At 61.2% G+C, this 15,470-nt stretch carries 13 protein-coding genes; 10 read left to right on the top strand and 3 right to left on the bottom strand.

Annotated features, from left to right (window positions below):
- The first annotated feature begins 22 nt into the window (after positions 1-22).
- Positions 23-448: a DUF3592 domain-containing protein gene (locus tag AC1DWQ_RS22645; RefSeq protein ID WP_477671661.1), complete on the top strand. Its 426-nt coding sequence runs from the start codon at positions 23-25 to the stop codon at positions 446-448.
- A gap of 148 nt (positions 449-596) precedes the next feature.
- On the opposite strand, the gene AC1DWQ_RS22640 is transcribed toward AC1DWQ_RS22645, so the two are convergent.
- Positions 597-1,526 (bottom strand): DNA ligase, encoded by a 930-nt coding sequence (locus AC1DWQ_RS22640; protein WP_477671660.1) that lies wholly within the window; start codon positions 1,524-1,526, stop codon positions 597-599.
- A gap of 162 nt (positions 1,527-1,688) precedes the next feature.
- Between AC1DWQ_RS22640 and AC1DWQ_RS22635 the strand changes: the two genes are divergently transcribed.
- The gene (locus AC1DWQ_RS22635) at positions 1,689-2,036 is read left to right on the top strand and encodes a GFA family protein (protein ID WP_477671714.1); all 348 of its coding nucleotides are present in this window, start codon (positions 1,689-1,691) and stop codon (positions 2,034-2,036) included.
- A gap of 166 nt (positions 2,037-2,202) precedes the next feature.
- Positions 2,203-2,943, top strand: a complete 741-nt coding sequence (locus AC1DWQ_RS22630) for a GNAT family N-acetyltransferase (protein ID WP_477671659.1) — start codon at positions 2,203-2,205, stop codon at positions 2,941-2,943.
- On the opposite strand, the gene AC1DWQ_RS22625 is transcribed toward AC1DWQ_RS22630, so the two are convergent.
- Both AC1DWQ_RS22625 and fabI read right to left on the bottom strand, forming a co-directional pair.
- Complete coding sequence (locus tag AC1DWQ_RS22625; protein WP_477671658.1) at positions 2,925-3,161, bottom strand: hypothetical protein; 237 nt, start codon at positions 3,159-3,161, stop codon at positions 2,925-2,927. The two genes, AC1DWQ_RS22630 and AC1DWQ_RS22625, sit on opposite strands and share 19 nt — an antisense overlap.
- A 126-nt stretch (positions 3,162-3,287) precedes the next feature.
- A complete protein-coding gene (gene fabI, locus AC1DWQ_RS22620; protein ID WP_477671657.1) occupies positions 3,288-4,097 on the bottom strand; it encodes an enoyl-ACP reductase FabI in 810 nt (269 codons plus the stop codon).
- A gap of 107 nt (positions 4,098-4,204) precedes the next feature.
- On the opposite strand from fabI, the gene AC1DWQ_RS22615 reads away from it, so the two are divergent.
- From AC1DWQ_RS22615 to infB, 7 genes are all read left to right on the top strand, one after another.
- A complete protein-coding gene (locus tag AC1DWQ_RS22615; RefSeq protein ID WP_477671656.1) occupies positions 4,205-6,004 on the top strand; it encodes an extracellular solute-binding protein in 1,800 nt (599 codons plus the stop codon).
- Between the two features lie 119 nt (positions 6,005-6,123).
- Positions 6,124-7,158, top strand: coding sequence for a microcin C ABC transporter permease YejB (locus tag AC1DWQ_RS22610; protein ID WP_477649404.1), 1,035 nt, complete (start codon positions 6,124-6,126; stop codon positions 7,156-7,158).
- Positions 7,124-8,278, top strand: a complete 1,155-nt coding sequence (locus AC1DWQ_RS22605; RefSeq protein ID WP_477671655.1) for an ABC transporter permease — start codon at positions 7,124-7,126, stop codon at positions 8,276-8,278. Before AC1DWQ_RS22610 ends, AC1DWQ_RS22605 begins: the two co-directional genes overlap by 35 nt.
- Entirely contained in the window at positions 8,278-9,921 is a 1,644-nt protein-coding gene (locus AC1DWQ_RS22600) for an ABC transporter ATP-binding protein (RefSeq protein WP_477671654.1), read from the top strand. Before AC1DWQ_RS22605 ends, AC1DWQ_RS22600 begins: the two co-directional genes overlap by 1 nt.
- A 459-nt stretch (positions 9,922-10,380) precedes the next feature.
- Positions 10,381-10,983 carry a ribosome maturation factor RimP gene (gene rimP, locus AC1DWQ_RS22595; protein ID WP_477671653.1) on the top strand — a complete coding sequence of 201 codons (603 nt, stop codon included), beginning with the start codon at positions 10,381-10,383 and terminating at the stop codon, positions 10,981-10,983.
- A 32-nt stretch (positions 10,984-11,015) separates the two neighbouring features.
- Positions 11,016-12,542, top strand: a complete 1,527-nt coding sequence (gene nusA, locus AC1DWQ_RS22590) for a transcription termination factor NusA (RefSeq protein ID WP_477671652.1) — start codon at positions 11,016-11,018, stop codon at positions 12,540-12,542.
- A gap of 27 nt (positions 12,543-12,569) precedes the next feature.
- The gene (gene infB, locus AC1DWQ_RS22585) at positions 12,570-15,467 is read left to right on the top strand and encodes a translation initiation factor IF-2 (protein WP_477671651.1); all 2,898 of its coding nucleotides are present in this window, start codon (positions 12,570-12,572) and stop codon (positions 15,465-15,467) included.
- Positions 15,468-15,470 lie beyond the last annotated feature (3 nt).

The following is a 15,470-nucleotide window of genomic DNA, read 5'->3' as shown; positions in this document are numbered from 1 at the left end:
CCCATATTATTGGGAGGGGAGCATGTTCAAGACGATTCTCTTCGGAGTCCTCGGTGTCATCGTCGGTGCAGTATTCCTGCGCGCGCAGGCCAGCGGGGACAGCGAGTTGCGGCTGCTCATGGCCAGCGGCAAGACGGCGGTGGTCGAGCCGATCAAGGAATACAAAAGTTTTTCCCGCAGTGGCCAGACCATCTACACGGCGGAACTCAAATTCCGCACCGACACTGGGCAAGCCATGACGATCAAGCGCTCGTTCCCCGAGGCCGTGCTGAAGGACTTCGAGGCAGGGCGGCCGGTGAACATCTACTACATGCCGGGTAACCCGAGCCAGGTGGGATTCGCGCAGGAAGCCGGCGGATCATCCTTCCTCAAGTGGGTGGGCTGGTTCTTCGTCATCGCCAGCCTGGGCTACACGGGCCTCGGCCTGCTGGCGAGCCAGAAAAAATAAAGCCGCCTCCCCGGAGCGGTTGCTATATTTTTTGTAGCTGGGGGTGCATGACTAGTGGGCGCCACAGGCCATTTCCCCCGTCAGGTGCGGTGGGCGCAAGGCCAACTCACGTTGGTCTCCGGCGGTGCGCCGATTGGCGGGCCCACCTTTAAAGCAGCTGGTCTTCCCGTACCCGCATGAAGCTGGCAAACCGGGGCAGGCCACCGTCATTGAGTCCGCGAAAGCGGTAGGTGACGGTGCTGCCGACGGGCGGCGGATTCTGGCGCTGCTCATCGTTGAGCCCGGTGCCCAGCTTGAAGCGCCGCGCTGGTTTGCCGTCGGCACCGGGCATTTCCACCAGCAGCGCGCCCAGCATGCCGGCGTACTTCCCCCTGCCGGGAACATGCGCCACCACGCGGGCTTCGGTGTCTTCGTGGGTCTTGACCTTGAGCAGGTCGTCGTTGCGTGCGCCTTTGTAGAAAGACGCGCCGCGGTGCAGCATCAGGCCTTCGCCGCCGCGCTTCACGGTGGTGGCCAGTAACGCCTGCAAGGCGGTGTGGCTTGCGACCTTCGATTGCGCCACGGCCTGCACCCAGGGCTGGTCGATGCGGCTCACCACGCCATTGAGGGCCGGGATCCGCTCGCTGAACGGGCCGCCTTGCGCGGGCAAATCAAACACCATGAAGCGCATGGCCCGCCAGGCAGCGTCGTCCGGGGTTTGCTGGCGCACGGTAGACACCGCCCTGGCAAACTGGCCACGGCCCGCCCACAGCTCGCCGTCCAGGGGTGTTTTGGGCCAGCCTGCGGTAAACCAGGCCGGCGCGGCGATGCGTTCCCCCCCGCGCGTGAGCAGCTGTTCTCCGTCCCAGTAGCCGCGCACGCCGTCGAATTTTTCACTGACCCAATAATCCTGAAGGGGGACGCCGGGTTGGTACACCTTGGCGAGCATCAGCGGCGGCGCTTGCGCAGCTGCGGATGCCGAAAGCACCGGAAGCGCTGGTGCCAGCAAGCCGGCGAGTGCCAGCAGCCAGTGAAGCGTTTTGAGGCGAAAAAAGACCGTGTTGGCCCGCTCGCCGGAGCGGGTGATGTGTTGCCGCATGGGCCCTCCCTGTTTTTCTTGACTTATGACTGTATGAATGTACAGTTTATAGTTCAAATTTGCGCGGTGCAAGCGTTCTGTGGGCGCCTGTGTTGCCCGCGCAACCCCGTCAACCATGAAGGCTGCAATGGCCATGAAAGGAATCAACTTATGACAGAAAAAATGACTTCCAGAGGGAGTTGCCATTGTGGAAAGGTCGCGTTTGAGGTCGACGGCCAGCCGAACAGCGCCCTGGCCTGCAACTGCTCCATCTGCCAGCGCAAAGGGTCGCTGCTGTGGTTTGTGCCGCATGACCAGCTCCGTTTGCTGACACCCGATGAAAATGCCAGCACCTATCAGTTCAACAAGCATGTGATCAGCCACCGTTTCTGCCCCGCCTGTGGCATTCATCCTTATGGCGAAGGGACGGATCCTGCCGGCAATCGCATTGCAGCTGTCAACGTCCGCTGCCTCGAGGGAATCGATCTGGACACCATCAAGGTGACGCATTTTGACGGGCGTTCTTCCTAGCTCTTCCCGGAACCCCCGGATCCTGTATTCCCGGACTCTGGCGGACGCAATAATCTGCCACTTCGTCCGCACCCCTGGGGCCGGTATTCCCGGCCATTACTCATATTGCTCAGTGCTGTCTGACTTCCCTTGGGCCAGTCGGCCTCGACATTTTTTTACTGACACCATGACTTCCAGCGACATTGAAAATATCGAGCGCGCCACTGTGGCAGCTGTATCACCCGAGGAGCAGCTTGAAATCGAGGGCTGGCTGCTGCCCTTTGACAGCGGGACCGTCAGCCGGGCCAAAAGTGCGGTGCCCCTGCTGCATCAACCCCCCGCCGATGGCGTGATCGATCGCATTGAAGGGCTGTACCGTGCGCGCGGCAAGCGGGCCGTCTTCCGGCTGGCCAATGAGGCCTGCTTTGATGCCTTGCGCCGCGAACTGGGCACGCGGGGTTACACGGCAGGCAAGCCGGTGCTGGTGGAAGTGGCGCAGGTCAAGTCCATGCGTGGTGTGTCGGCGCAGGCACTGGCTGAAACAGCCCACGCGCCGGACGAGGCCTGGGCCGCGTTGTTCCTGGCCGAGGGTTTTGACCCCGTGGACGGCGCCAGCCGTGTCAGGTCACTGAGCCGCGGGCGTGATTCCGTGTTTGCCAGCGTGCGCGAAGGCGGCAAGGCCATTGCGGCTGGCGCGGCGGCGTTCAGCCACGGATGGTCCAGTGTCCACGGCATGCGAACCGACCCGGCACATCGCGGCAAGGGATTGGCGGGCCGGGTACTGACCGCCATGGCCGAAGCGGCCATGCAGCGGGGCATTGAGCGTGTATTCCTGCAGGTGGAAGAAGGCAATGCCCCGGCGCGGGCGCTTTACCGGCGGGCGGGCTTTGAAACGGTCTGGAGTTATGACTACTGGACCCAGGGCTGAACCTTGATCCAGGCGCGGTGCGGAATTGGGTGTGTGCGGGATACTGGATGCGGCAAGTTGCTATGATTTTTATAGCTGCTTGCGATGGTGGCTATTAGGCTAGAGCCTGCTTTATTGTTATTTTCAGGCCTGATTTGATCGAATTTGGCTGTCTTGCCGCCCCGTCTTGCCTCAAAAAAACGGCTTTGCAGTACCTGGAAGCCGTTCTTCATGAACATATTTGGCCTCCTGCCCAATAGGGTCATGCGCGAGCCGCTATCTATTTCATAGCGCGCCATGCGAGACAAGGGTGCAACTTGCCGCATGTGCGCGCCGCCCGGCACGCCAGCCGGGCGCGAAAGCCTTCAGGCTTCGGCTGCCGGTTCGGCGATGCCGCCGACCACGTGGCTGAAGCCGCCATCCACATAGGTGATCTCGGCGCTCACGCCTGCGGCCAGGTCGCTCAGCAAAAAGGCGGCGACGTTGCCGACGTCTTCAATCGTCACATTGCGGCGGATTGGCGAGGCCTCGGCGACCACACTCAAAATCTTGCCGAAGCCCTTGATGCCGCTGGCGGCCAGGGTTTTGATCGGGCCGGCGCTGATGCCGTTGACGCGCATGCCCTTGGGGCCCAGCGATTCGGCCAGGTAGCGCACCGAGGCTTCCAGGCTGGCTTTGGCCAGGCCCATGGTGTTGTAGTTGGGCACGGTGCGCACGGCGCCGAGGTAGGTCAGCGTGAGCAGGGCCGATTTTTTGTTGAGGTAGGGCAGGGCCGCCTTGGCCATCGCCGGAAAGCTGTAAGCGCTGATGTCGTGGGCGATCTTGAAGCCCTCACGTGACAGGCCGTCCAAAAAGTCGCCGGCGATCGCCTCGCGCGGCGCAAAGCCGATGCTGTGCACAAAGCCGTCAAACGTTGGCCAGGTTTTGGAGAGGTCGGCAAACATCTTGTCGATCTGCGCGTCGTCGCCCACGTCGCAGTCAAAAATCAGTTTCGAGTCGAAGTCGGCAGCAAACTCGGTGATGCGGTCCTTGAAGCGCTCGCCGACATAGCCGAACGCCAGCTCGGCGCCCTGGGCATGGCAGGCCTTGGCGATGCCATAGGCGATGGACCGGTTCGAGAGGACCCCCGTGATCAACAGTTTTTTGCCAGTGAGGAATCCGGTGTTGGTGGCCATGCAGGTGCTCCAGAGTAGGTAGTTCGCGGGGGAAGGGAAGGCAAGGGACAGGGGCGCAGTGTCTGCGCGCCGCAATCTTGCCAGCTTAAGTAGTGCAGAATTGTCGCATGCGAAGTTTGCTGGTTTGGGTCCTGCTGGGTCTTTCATCACCGTCATGGGCCGCGCACGGCTATGCACTCTGGGGAGACCTCAAGTACCCCGCGGGGTTTGCCCACTTCGACTACGTCAACCCCGCAGCACCCAAGGGCGGGGACCTGCGCCTGGTCAGCAACCTGCGTTACTCGACTTTCGACAAATACAACCCTTTCACAATCAAAGGCTCGGCGCCGGCCTATTTGTCGAGCTTCATGTTCGACACGCTGCTGACGGGGGCGATGGACGAAACCGCCTCAGGCTACGGGCTGCTGGCCGAAGACGTCGAGGTGTCGGCTGACGGGCTCACGGCCACCTTCCGCCTGCGCAAGGAAGCGCGCTTTCACAACGGTGACCCGGTGCTGGCGGCCGACGTCAAATACAGCTTTGACACCCTGATGGGCCCGCATACCTCGCCGTCCTACAAGACCGTGTTCGAAGACGTCGCAGCCTGCGAGGTGGTGGGCGAGCGGACGGTGCGCTTTCGTTTCAGGAAGCCGAACCGCGAACTGCCGTTGAAAGTGGGCGGCATGGCGGTGTTCAGCCGCAAGTGGGGCATGGACGCCACCGGTAAGGCCAAGCCCTTCAATGAGGTCGTGACCGACATCCCCATTGGCAGCGGGCCCTATCGAATCGGCCTGGTGGTTTTCGGCAAAGACATCAGTTATGTGCGCGACAAGACCTACTGGGGTGAGAAACTCAATGTTCGGGTCGGTACAGGGAATTTCGACACCGTCACCGTCAAGATTTACAAGGACAACACTGCCAAGCTTGAGGCGCTCAAGGCCGGTGAGTTCGACATCATGCGTTTCTTCTCGGCCGGCGACTGGGCGCGGCGCCTGACGGGCAAACGTTTTGACAGCGGCGAACTCGTCAAGGGGGAATTCAAGCATAGCCTGCCCACGGGTTTCCAGAGCTATGTGCTAAATAGTCGGCGTGAAAAGCTCAAGGACCCGCGCGTGCGGGAAGCTCTGGGACTGGCGATCGACTACGAGTGGATGAACCGCCAGTTGTTTTACAACGCCTACCAGCGCGTGACCGGCCTGTTCGGAAACACCGATTGCCAGGCCACCGGACTGCCGAAGCCCGAAGAGCTGGCTTTGATGGAACCCTGGCGCCAGGACATCCCCGCAGCGGCATTCGGCGCCATGTACGTGCCGGCGCGCACTGACGGCGACTCTTCGCTGCGCGCTAATTTGCGCCGTGCCCAGGTGCTCCTGAAGGAAGCCGGCTGGGAGGTTCGGGACGGCAAGCTGCGCAACGCCAAAGGCGAGGCTATGGTGCTGGAATACCTGGATAGCAACGAGGGCGGTGTGCGCACGATTTCGCCCTGGATACGCGCCCTCGAAAAGCTCGGCATCCAGCTCAACTTCCGGCAGGTCGACTTCGCGCTCTACCAGCAGCGCCTCGATAAATTCGAGTTCGACATCATCTCCATCGCCTACGGTGGCACCAACAACCCGGGTCAGGAGTTCGCCGACATGTTCGGTAGCAAGGCCGCCGCCACTGAGGAGTCGGGTAACTTCAGCGGAGCCGCCAATCCCGCGATTGATGCCATGATCACCAAAATGACCAGCGCCAAAACCAAGGCCGAGTTGTTGCCCGCCTGCCGTGCATTGGAACGCATCGTGGCGCACAGCCACTACCTGCTGCCGGAATGGACGGCCGGCACCCATCGCGTGGTCTATAACGCACGCCGCCTTGCCATGCCGGGCCAGATGCCACCCTATGCGCCAGGCGAGACCTGGATCATCGATACCTGGTGGAAAAAATGAACACCCCCGTCGGACGTTCGCTTCGCGTAACGCCTTCCCCCCTTGCAGGGGGCGGCAGCTGCGGCCCGGCAAAGCCAGTTCCGCGCTGCCCACCGGGTTTGGCGGGAGTTTGATCGATCATGTTTGCCTACATTCTCAAACGCTGTCTTTTGATGATCCCGACTTTGTTCGGGGTGTTGCTGATCACCTTTGTGGTGACGCAGTTCGTGCCGGGCGGGCCGGTGGAGCAATACATGGCCGAGGCCAAGGCCGGCCCCAGCGGTGGAGGCGGTGCCGAGGGTGGCGGCCTGAGCTACCGGGGTGGGCAGGGCGTCGACCCGAAACGCGTCGAGCAGATCAAGGCGCTCTATGGTTTCGACAAGCCGGCGCCCGAGCGCTTTTACCTGATGCTCAAGCAGTTTTTGAGCTTTGACCTTGGCAGAAGCTTCTTCCACAACAAGGAGGTCTGGCAACTGGTCAAGGAAAAGCTCCCGGTTTCCATCAGCCTGGGTTTGTGGACCTTCTTCATCAGCTACCTGGTGGCTGTGCCACTGGGCGTCGCCAAGGCGGTGCGTGCCGGCTCGCGTTTCGATTTCGTCACAACCTTGCTGGTGCTGACCGGCTATGCCATTCCTGGCTTTGTGCTGGGTGTCGCGCTGCTGGTGATCTTCGGCGGCCAGTTGCAGTGGTTTCCGTTGCGCGGCCTGACCTCGCCCAATTGGGAGACTTTGAGCTGGGGTGCGCGCATCACCGATTACCTCTGGCATATCACCTTGCCGGTCACGGCCATGGTGCTGGGCAGCTTCGCAGTCACGGCCATGCTGACCAAGAACTCCTTCCTGGAGGAAATCCGCAAGCAATACGTGCTCACGGCCCGCGCCAAGGGCCTGGGTGAGCGCCAGGTGCTGTGGAAGCATGTGTTCCGCAATGCGCTGATTCCCCTCATCACCGGCTTCCCGGCCGCCTTTATCAGCTCGTTCTACACCGGTGCGCTGCTGATCGAAACCCTGTTCTCGCTGGATGGCATGGGGCTGCTCAGCTATGAAAGCATCATCCGGCGCGACTACCCGGTGGTGCTAGGCACGCTCTACCTGTTTACCTTGATCGGCCTGTTCACCAAGCTGATTTCCGATTTGTCTTATGTCTGGGTGGATCCGCGTGTACGGTTCGATTAACCCCCCTGAAGCCACCTCCGGCGGCCTTCCCCCCGAGGGGACGCCTCCTGCGGACGGGCAAAGCCCGGTCCGCGGCGACGCTGTACAAGAAAAGTACGTTTCGAACTCTCCCGCCAAGCGCGCCTGGAGGCGTTTTCGGCGCAACAAGCTGGGGTTTTACAGCCTGGTGGTGTTCTGTACGTTGGTGGTGCTCAGTCTTTGTGCCGAGCTCGTCTCCAACGACCGGCCGCTGCTGGTGCGCTATGAGGGAGGCTATTACTTTCCCATGGTCAAGGACTACAGCGAGAAGACCTTTGGGGGTGACTTCGACACGACCACCGATTACCTCGATCCCTATATCCAGGAACGGCTGGCGCGTGGCAGCAATTTCGCGTTGTACACCCTCAATCCCTACGGGCCCAACACCCTCAATTATTTTGCGAAAGAGCCCAACCCCTCGAAGCCGACGCGCGCCAACCTGCTGGGCACCGACGACCGGGGGCGCGACCTGCTGGCCCAGCTGATTTACGGCTTTCGGGTCAGTGTACTGTTTGCGCTGGCGCTGACGGTCACCGGTGTGCTGCTCGGCATGCTGACGGGGGCGCTACAGGGCTATTTCGGTGGCAAGACCGATTTGCTGTTCCAGCGTTTCATCGAAATCTGGGGCTCCGTACCGGAGCTCTATCTGCTGATCATCTTCAGCGCCGTTTTTGCGCCTAGCGTTGCGTTGTTGCTGATCCTGCTCAGCCTGTTCGGATGGATGGGGTTGTCAGACTATGTGCGCGCCGAATTCCTGCGCAACCGGCAGATGGACTACGTGCGTGCCGCGCGCGCGCTGGGCGTGGGTAACTTGCACATCATCTGGCGGCACATCCTGCCCAACAGCCTGACGCCTGTGGTGACTTTTTTGCCGTTTCGCATGAGTGGCGCGATTTTGGCGCTGACTTCGCTTGATTTCCTGGGTCTGGGCGTACCGCCGGGCACGCCTTCGCTCGGTGAGTTGCTGTCGCAAGGCAAGAACAGCATCGATGCGTGGTGGATATCGCTGTCTACCTTCGCGGTGCTGGTGATTACGCTGCTGCTCCTCACCTTCATGGGCGACGCCTTGCGCGATGCCCTGGATCCCAGGAAGGCCGACTGATGACGCCGCCGCTCCTTGATGTCAAAAACCTGCAGATCTCGTTCGCAGGAAAATCCGTCGTCTACGGCATCGATTTTTCCATCGCACCCGGCGAAAAGCTTGCGCTGGTGGGCGAATCGGGTTCGGGCAAGACCGTGACGGCGCTGAGCCTGCTACGGCTGGCGCAAAACGCCGTGGTCGGTGGCAAGGCTGTTTTTACCGGCATCGATGCGGCAGACCGGGCCGCCAGCGGTGCGCCGCCCAGGGCGCCCGTGGATTTGCTGTCCTTGCCGGAGCAGTCCTTGCGTGGGATTCGCGGCCGTGACATCGCCATGATCTTCCAGGAGCCCATGACAGCACTGAACCCCCTGTTCAGTGTGGGCAACCAGATCGCCGAAGTTCTTCAGCTAAAACAGGGCCTGACCCCCGCTGAATGTGCGCAAGCAGCTATCAAATTGCTAGCAGATACGGGTATCACCGAGCCTGAAAGGCGGGCCAACTCCTTTCCGCATCAACTTTCGGGTGGCCAGCGGCAGCGGGCCATGATTGCGATGGCGCTGGCTTGCCAGCCCCGGCTGCTGCTGGCCGATGAGCCGACCACCGCGCTGGATGTCACCCTGCGCGGCCAGATCCTGGACCTGCTGGGCGAGCTGCAGCAGCGCAACGGCATGGCGGTGCTGATGATCACACACGACCTGAACCTCGTGCGCAAGTTTGCCGACCGAGTCGCGGTGATGGAAAACGGCCACATCGTGGAGCAGGGTGCCGTGGCGGAGGTTTTTGCCCGGCCACAGCACCCTTACACGCGCAAGCTGATCGACAGCAAGCCGCAGCGGGACGGGCTGGCGGCCGACGCTGGTGCGGAAGCGGGCGTGGGGCCGGCCATGCGTGCGGAAAGCCTGCGCGTGGCGTATCCGGTCTCCATTCCAGGCATACGCGGGTGGTTTAAAAAAGCCGAATTTGTGGCGGTCAAAGACGCCAGTTTTCATATCCCCCCGGGCAGGACGCTGGGCGTGATCGGTGAATCAGGATCCGGAAAATCCACCCTGGCGTTGGCCAGCCTGGGCTTGCTGCCTTTTTCAGGGCAGCTGCAGGCGGCCGGCCAGACCTGGAGCCGGGATGCGGCACGCAACAAGGCCATCCGCCGCGCCGTTCAGGTCGTGTTCCAGGACCCGTTTTCTTCCCTGTCACCCCGCATGACCGTTGAAGCCATTGTGGAGGAGGGCCTGACGGTGCACGAGCCCAAACTGGCCCCAGCCGGGCGGCGGGAACGGGCGCTGCAGGCGCTGGCCGATGTCGGTATGACCGAGGCCCAGTTTCCGGGTTTGCTGCAGCGCTATCCGCACGAATTTTCAGGCGGGCAGCGCCAGCGGCTGGCCATTGCGCGCGCGCTGATCGTCAACCCCAGCCTGCTGGTGCTGGACGAACCCACCAGCGCGCTGGACGTCACTATCCAGAAACAGGTGCTGGGACTGCTGCAAAGATTGCAGCGCGAGCGTGGCCTGAGTTATTTGCTGATCACGCACGACGTCGACGTGATTCGTGCCATGGCCCATGAAGTCATGGTGATGAAGGACGGCGATGTGCTGGAGTCAGGCTCACTGAGCGAAGTGCTGGATACACCTCAGCATCCCTATACGCGGGTTCTGGTCACCGCGGCTTGAATATTGTGCGTCTCCACGGCCCCGCGGAGATCACAAAAAATCCTTATAAATTACTTTAACTAAATTAAAAATCCATATGATTTAATTGGTTTTATTGGATTTACAAATTTTTTTCAAGGAAGCGTGAAGAGGAGGCGTCATTTGGACTTTCACGCAGCGATGCATTCATTTTGACGCTGCTTCTTTCTAGTGGTGACGCCGGATTGGTTGGCCGAAAAGGACATGCCTTGGGTCGATTCATCAGGCCTGTTCCAATGAGCAGGTGGGCGTCGTAACCAGAAGGATTTACATCGACGGTTCAGGCAATCTCTAGCGTGTCAGGCACGGAAATTGTTTGCATCGAAGGGCGCAGCACGTTACAATAAGAGCTTCACGACCAAATGGGCGGGTTTTCACCGCCCATTTTTTTTGGGCGTTTGTTTTTGAACATACGGATTTAGAGCGGGTTTAAGAGACTGAATGGCATTGCAAGAGACGATTGAGCAAACTGTGACGGGGCTGGGCTACGAGCTGGTCGAGATCGAACGCACCGGCGGTGGTTTGCTGCGCGTCACGATCGACATGTCTTACGTCAAGGGTGCCGAACAGTTCATCAATGCCGAGGACTGCGAAAAAGTCACCCGCCAGCTCCAGTTTGTCCTGGAAGTCGAAGGCGCCGAATATGCGCGGCTGGAAGTCAGTTCCCCCGGCATCGACAGGCCCTTGCGCAACGAAAAAGATTTTGAGCGTTTTGCCGGTGAGTTGATCGACATCACGCTCAAGGCTCCTATTGGCGTGGCTGCCAGCGCCGGTTCAACCGTCGCGGCCAGCCGCAAGAAGTTTCGCGGCACGCTGGAGCGTGTCGTGGCCGCGGACGGCGTGGCCGGCTGGCAGATCGTGTGGAGCGATGAGCCGGCCGTCAAACCCGGCCAGAAGGTCAGTAAGAAGAAGGTTCCCGCACCGCTGCAGGCGTTGGGTTTTACCCTCGATGAAATTCAACAGGCGCGCCTCGCGCCCGTGGTTGATTTCAAGGGGCGTAAACCCAAAATAACGCCTGGTGCCGAACCCTTTGCAGAGAATTAATTTCAAGAAATGAAGAAAGGCAGGCTTGTGAAATGAATCGCGAACTGTTGATGTTGGTTGATGCCATCTCGCGTGAAAAAAATGTGGAACGTGACGTCGTTTTTGGCGCCGTCGAGCTTGCGCTCGCCTCGGCCACCAAGAAGGTGTACGAAGGCGAAGTGGACATCCGCGTGGCCGTCGACCGTGACAACGGCAATTACGAGACCTTCCGCCGCTGGCTGGTGGTGCCTGACGAAGCCGGCCTGCAGAACCCCGAAGCCGAAGAGCTGGTCAGCGACGCACGCGACGAGATTGCCGACATCGAAGAAGGCGACTACATCGAAAAGCCGGTGGAAAGCCTGCCCATCGGCCGTATTGGCGCGCAAGCCGCCAAGCAGGTCATTCTGCAGAAAATCCGTGACGCCGAGCGCGAAATGCTGCTCAACGACTTCATGTCGCGCGGCGACAAGATTTTTGTTGGCACCGTCAAGCGCATGGACAAGGGCGACATCATTGTCGAATCCGGCCGTGTGGAAGGCCGCCTGCGCCGTTCCGACATGATCCCGAAGGAAAACCTGCGCTCCGGCGACCGCGTGCGCGCCATGATCATGGAAGTTGACACGACCCTGCGCGGCGCGCCCATCATCCTCTCGCGCACGTCGCCCGAGTACATGATCGAGCTGTTCCGCCAGGAAGTCCCTGAAATCGAACAAGGCCTGCTGGAGATCAAATCCTGCGCCCGTGACCCCGGTTCCCGCGCCAAGATCGCCGTGCTGTCGCACGACAAGCGTGTCGACCCGATCGGCACCTGCGTCGGCGTGCGCGGCACCCGTGTCAACGGCGTGACCAACGAGCTCGCCGGCGAGCGCGTGGACATCGTGCTGTGGAGCGAAGACCCGGCCCAGTTCGTGATCGGCGCGCTGGCCCCGGCCAACGTGTCGTCCATTGTGGTCGACGAAGAGCGCCACGCCATGGACGTCGTCGTCGATGAAGAAAACCTGGCCATTTCGATCGGCCGCGGCGGCCAGAACGTGCGCCTTGCCGCCGAGCTGACCGGCTGGAAGATCAACATCATGACGGCCGATGAATCTGCGCAAAAGCAGGCGACCGAGACCGATTCCAGCCGCAAGCTGTTCATGGAAAAGCTCGACGTGGACGAGGAAATCGCCGACATCCTGATCTCCGAAGGCTTCACCAGTCTCGAAGAAGTGGCTTATGTGCCGCTGCAGGAAATGCTGGAGATCGAGTCCTTCGACGAAGACACCGTCAATGAGCTGCGCACGCGCGCCAAAGATGCGCTCTTGACGATGGAAATCGCCAAGGAAGAAAATGCCGAAGGCGTGTCGCAGAACCTGCGCGACGTCGAAGGCCTCACGCCAGAGCTGATCGCCAAACTGACAGAAGCGGGCATCCATACCCGCGACGACCTGGCCGATCTGGCCGTGGACGAACTTACCGATATCACCGGCCAGTCTTCGGACGAAGCCAAAGCCCTGATCATGACCGCACGCGCCCATTGGTTTACCGATGAACCCGCTGCCGCTGACACCCCTGCACCTGCAGCGGCCCAAGAGCAATGATCATGGAGGCCAGCAGGAAAAAAACATATGTCCAGTACCACTACCGTCGCTGAATTCGCAGCTGAACTCAATAAATCTCCCGCCACCCTGATCGAGCAATTGACCAGCGCGGGTGTCGCCAAGGCGCAAGCCAGCGACCCCTTGTCCGAAGCGGACAAGCAGAAGCTTCTCGGCTATCTGCAGGCCAGCCATGGCACCGTCACGGCCGAGCGCAAGAAGATCACCCTGGTGAAAAAATCCACCAGCGAGATCAAGCAGGCCGATGCCACCGGCAAGGCACGCACCATCCAGGTGGAAGTGCGTAAAAAGCGTACCTTTATCAAGCGTGACGACGGCTCCGACCAGCCTGCGGAAGAAGTGCAGCCTGAAGTGGCCGCTCCGCCGGCACCTCCCGTCATCGACGATGCCGAGCTGATTCGCCGCGAAGAAGAAGCCAGCCGCCACGCAGAACTGCTGCGCCGCCAGGAGCAGGAGCTTGCTGAAAAACGCCGTCTTCGCGAAGAGCAGGACGCCAAGGATGCTGCGCGCGAGCAGGAGCGCCTGGCCGCCGAGCAAACCGCCCAGGCGGCTGCTGCAGCCGCCGAGGCCGTGGTCAAGAAAGCCAAGCCAGCCGGAAAAGCCAAGGAAGCCGCGCCAGTAACAGCTGAAGCCACCAAGGCCGCTGAAACCGCTGCGGCCGTACAGGCCACGAAGGCTGCCGATGCCGCGGCTGCCGCTGCAACTGCCAAGGCCAAAGCCACCGCCGAATTCCAGGCCGACGCCGCCAAGGCGCAAGAGCTCCAGGATCGCCGCCGCAAGGCTGAAGCAGAAGCTGCCGGCATTCGCGCCATGATGTCCGCGCCCAAGCGCGTTCTGGTGCCCCACGTCGATCCCAAAGCCGCCATCAAGGGCACGCTGCACAAGCCGGCCGGGGCGCCGGGTGCCGCGGCCAAACCGGGTGCGCCGGCCGCTGCGGGGGCCCCTGGCGCCGCCGGCAAGAAGGAAGTCAAGTCGGAGAACCTGTCTTCGACCTGGAAGGACGACGCTGCCAAGAAGAAGGGCATTCCAAGCCGTGGCGCACCCGTTGTGCCCGGCCGTGGCAATTTCCGTGGCGGCCCGCGTGGCCGCCGCAATGACCGTGAAGCACGTCCTGAATCCACCTTCGTGGCGCCGACCGAATTCAAGGTCATTGAAGTGCACGTGCCTGAGACGATCACCGTGGCCGAACTCGCGCACAAGATGAGCGTGAAGTCATCGGAAGTGATCAAGCACCTGATGAAGCTTGGCCAGATGGTCACCATCAACCAGCCGCTGGACCAGGACACTGCCATGATTGTGGTGGAAGAAATGGGCCACAAGGCCGTGACGGCTTCGCTGGACGACCCGGAAGCCTTTGCCGACGAAGACGTGCAAGGCCAGCAGGCCGAGTTGTTGCCGCGCGCGCCGGTTGTGACGGTCATGGGTCACGTTGACCACGGCAAGACCTCGCTGCTCGATTACATCCGCCGCGCCAAAGTGGCCTCCGGTGAAGCGGGCGGCATCACCCAGCACATCGGTGCCTACCACGTGGAAACCCCGCGCGGCATGGTGTCCTTCCTGGATACTCCGGGCCACGAGGCGTTTACCGCCATGCGTGCCCGCGGTGCCCAGGCGACCGACATCGTGATTCTGGTGGTGGCGGCTGACGACGGCGTGATGCCGCAGACCAAGGAAGCCATCAAGCATGCCAAGGCGGCCGGTGTTCCCATCGTGGTGGCGATCAACAAGATCGACAAGCCTGGTATCAACATGGAGCGCGTCAAGGGCGAGCTGGTCACCGAAGAAGTGATTCCCGAAGAGTTCGGCGGCGACGTTCCTTTTGTCGGTGTCTCGGCCCATACTGGCGCCGGTGTCGATGCCTTGCTCGAACAGGTGCTGCTGCAGGCAGAAGTGCTTGAACTCAAGGCGCCGGTGGATGCGCTGGCCAAGGGCCTGGTGATCGAAGCCCGCCTCGACAAGGGCCGTGGCCCCGTGGCGACTGTGCTGATTCAGGCGGGAACGCTGAAAGCCGGCGACGTGGTGCTGGCTGGTTCGACCTATGGCCGCGTGCGCGCCATGCTGGACGAAAACGGCAAGCCGATCAAAACGGCGGGTCCGTCGATTCCAGTGGAAATTCAGGGTCTGACGGAAGTACCGCAGGCTGGTGATGAATTCATGGTCATGCTCGACGAGCGCCGTGCCCGTGAAATCTCCACCTACCGTGCCGGCAAGTTCCGCAATACCAAGCTGGCCAAGCAACAGGCCGCCAAGCTGGAGAACATGTTCTCCGACATCGGCGCCGGTGAAGTGAAGATGCTGCCCATCATCATCAAGGCCGATGTGCAAGGCTCGCAGGAAGCGCTGGCCCAGTCGCTGCTGAAGCTCTCGACCGAGGAAGTCAAGGTCCAGCTGGTGTATTCCGGTGTCGGCGGCATTTCCGAGTCCGACGTCAATCTGGCGATTGCCTCCAAGGCCGTGGTGATCGGGTTCAACACCCGCGCCGATGCCCAGGCCCGCAAGCAGGCCGAAAACAACGGCGTGGACATTCGCTACTACAACATCATTTATGACGCTGTGGACGAACTGCGCGCCGCGATGTCGGGCATGCTGACGCCGGACAAGAAGGAAGAAGTCATCGGCAATGCCGAGATTCGCCAGGTGTTCAAGGTCAGCAAGATCGGCTCGATCGCCGGCTGTATGGTCACCGCCGGGGTGGTTCGCCGCACCGCGCGCCTGCGCCTTCTGCGCGAAAACGTGGTCGTCTTCACGGGCGAACTCGACTCGCTCAAGCGCTTCAAGGACGACGCCAAGGAAGTCAAGGAAGGCTTCGAGTGCGGCTTGAACATCAAGAACTACAACGACATCCAGGTTGGCGACATCCTGGAGTTCTTTGAAATCAGGGAAGTGGCGCGGACACTGGAAGTCTGATCC

The sequence above is a fragment of the Polaromonas sp. P2_G11 genome (assembly GCF_056403595.1).
The sequence above is the reverse complement of the archived record's forward strand: the minus strand, read 5'-3'. Positions and strand labels throughout refer to the sequence as shown.

What these genes read in the sequence shown, in the direction of transcription:
- AC1DWQ_RS22645 (WP_477671661.1), top strand. Translation starts at nt 23, where the DNA reads ATGTTCAAGACGATTCTCTTCGGAGTCCTCGGTGTCATCGTCGGTGCA.
- AC1DWQ_RS22640 (WP_477671660.1), bottom strand. Translation starts at nt 1,526, where the DNA reads ATGCGGCAACACATCACCCGCTCCGGCGAGCGGGCCAACACGGTCTTT.
- AC1DWQ_RS22635 (WP_477671714.1), top strand. Translation starts at nt 1,689, where the DNA reads ATGACTTCCAGAGGGAGTTGCCATTGTGGAAAGGTCGCGTTTGAGGTC.
- AC1DWQ_RS22630 (WP_477671659.1), top strand. Translation starts at nt 2,203, where the DNA reads ATGACTTCCAGCGACATTGAAAATATCGAGCGCGCCACTGTGGCAGCT.
- AC1DWQ_RS22625 (WP_477671658.1), bottom strand. Translation starts at nt 3,161, where the DNA reads ATGTTCATGAAGAACGGCTTCCAGGTACTGCAAAGCCGTTTTTTTGAG.
- fabI (WP_477671657.1), bottom strand. Translation starts at nt 4,097, where the DNA reads ATGGCCACCAACACCGGATTCCTCACTGGCAAAAAACTGTTGATCACG.
- AC1DWQ_RS22615 (WP_477671656.1), top strand. Translation starts at nt 4,205, where the DNA reads ATGCGAAGTTTGCTGGTTTGGGTCCTGCTGGGTCTTTCATCACCGTCA.
- AC1DWQ_RS22610 (WP_477649404.1), top strand. Translation starts at nt 6,124, where the DNA reads ATGTTTGCCTACATTCTCAAACGCTGTCTTTTGATGATCCCGACTTTG.
- AC1DWQ_RS22605 (WP_477671655.1), top strand. Translation starts at nt 7,124, where the DNA reads ATGTCTGGGTGGATCCGCGTGTACGGTTCGATTAACCCCCCTGAAGCC.
- AC1DWQ_RS22600 (WP_477671654.1), top strand. Translation starts at nt 8,278, where the DNA reads ATGACGCCGCCGCTCCTTGATGTCAAAAACCTGCAGATCTCGTTCGCA.
- rimP (WP_477671653.1), top strand. Translation starts at nt 10,381, where the DNA reads ATGGCATTGCAAGAGACGATTGAGCAAACTGTGACGGGGCTGGGCTAC.
- nusA (WP_477671652.1), top strand. Translation starts at nt 11,016, where the DNA reads ATGAATCGCGAACTGTTGATGTTGGTTGATGCCATCTCGCGTGAAAAA.
- infB (WP_477671651.1), top strand. Translation starts at nt 12,570, where the DNA reads ATGTCCAGTACCACTACCGTCGCTGAATTCGCAGCTGAACTCAATAAA.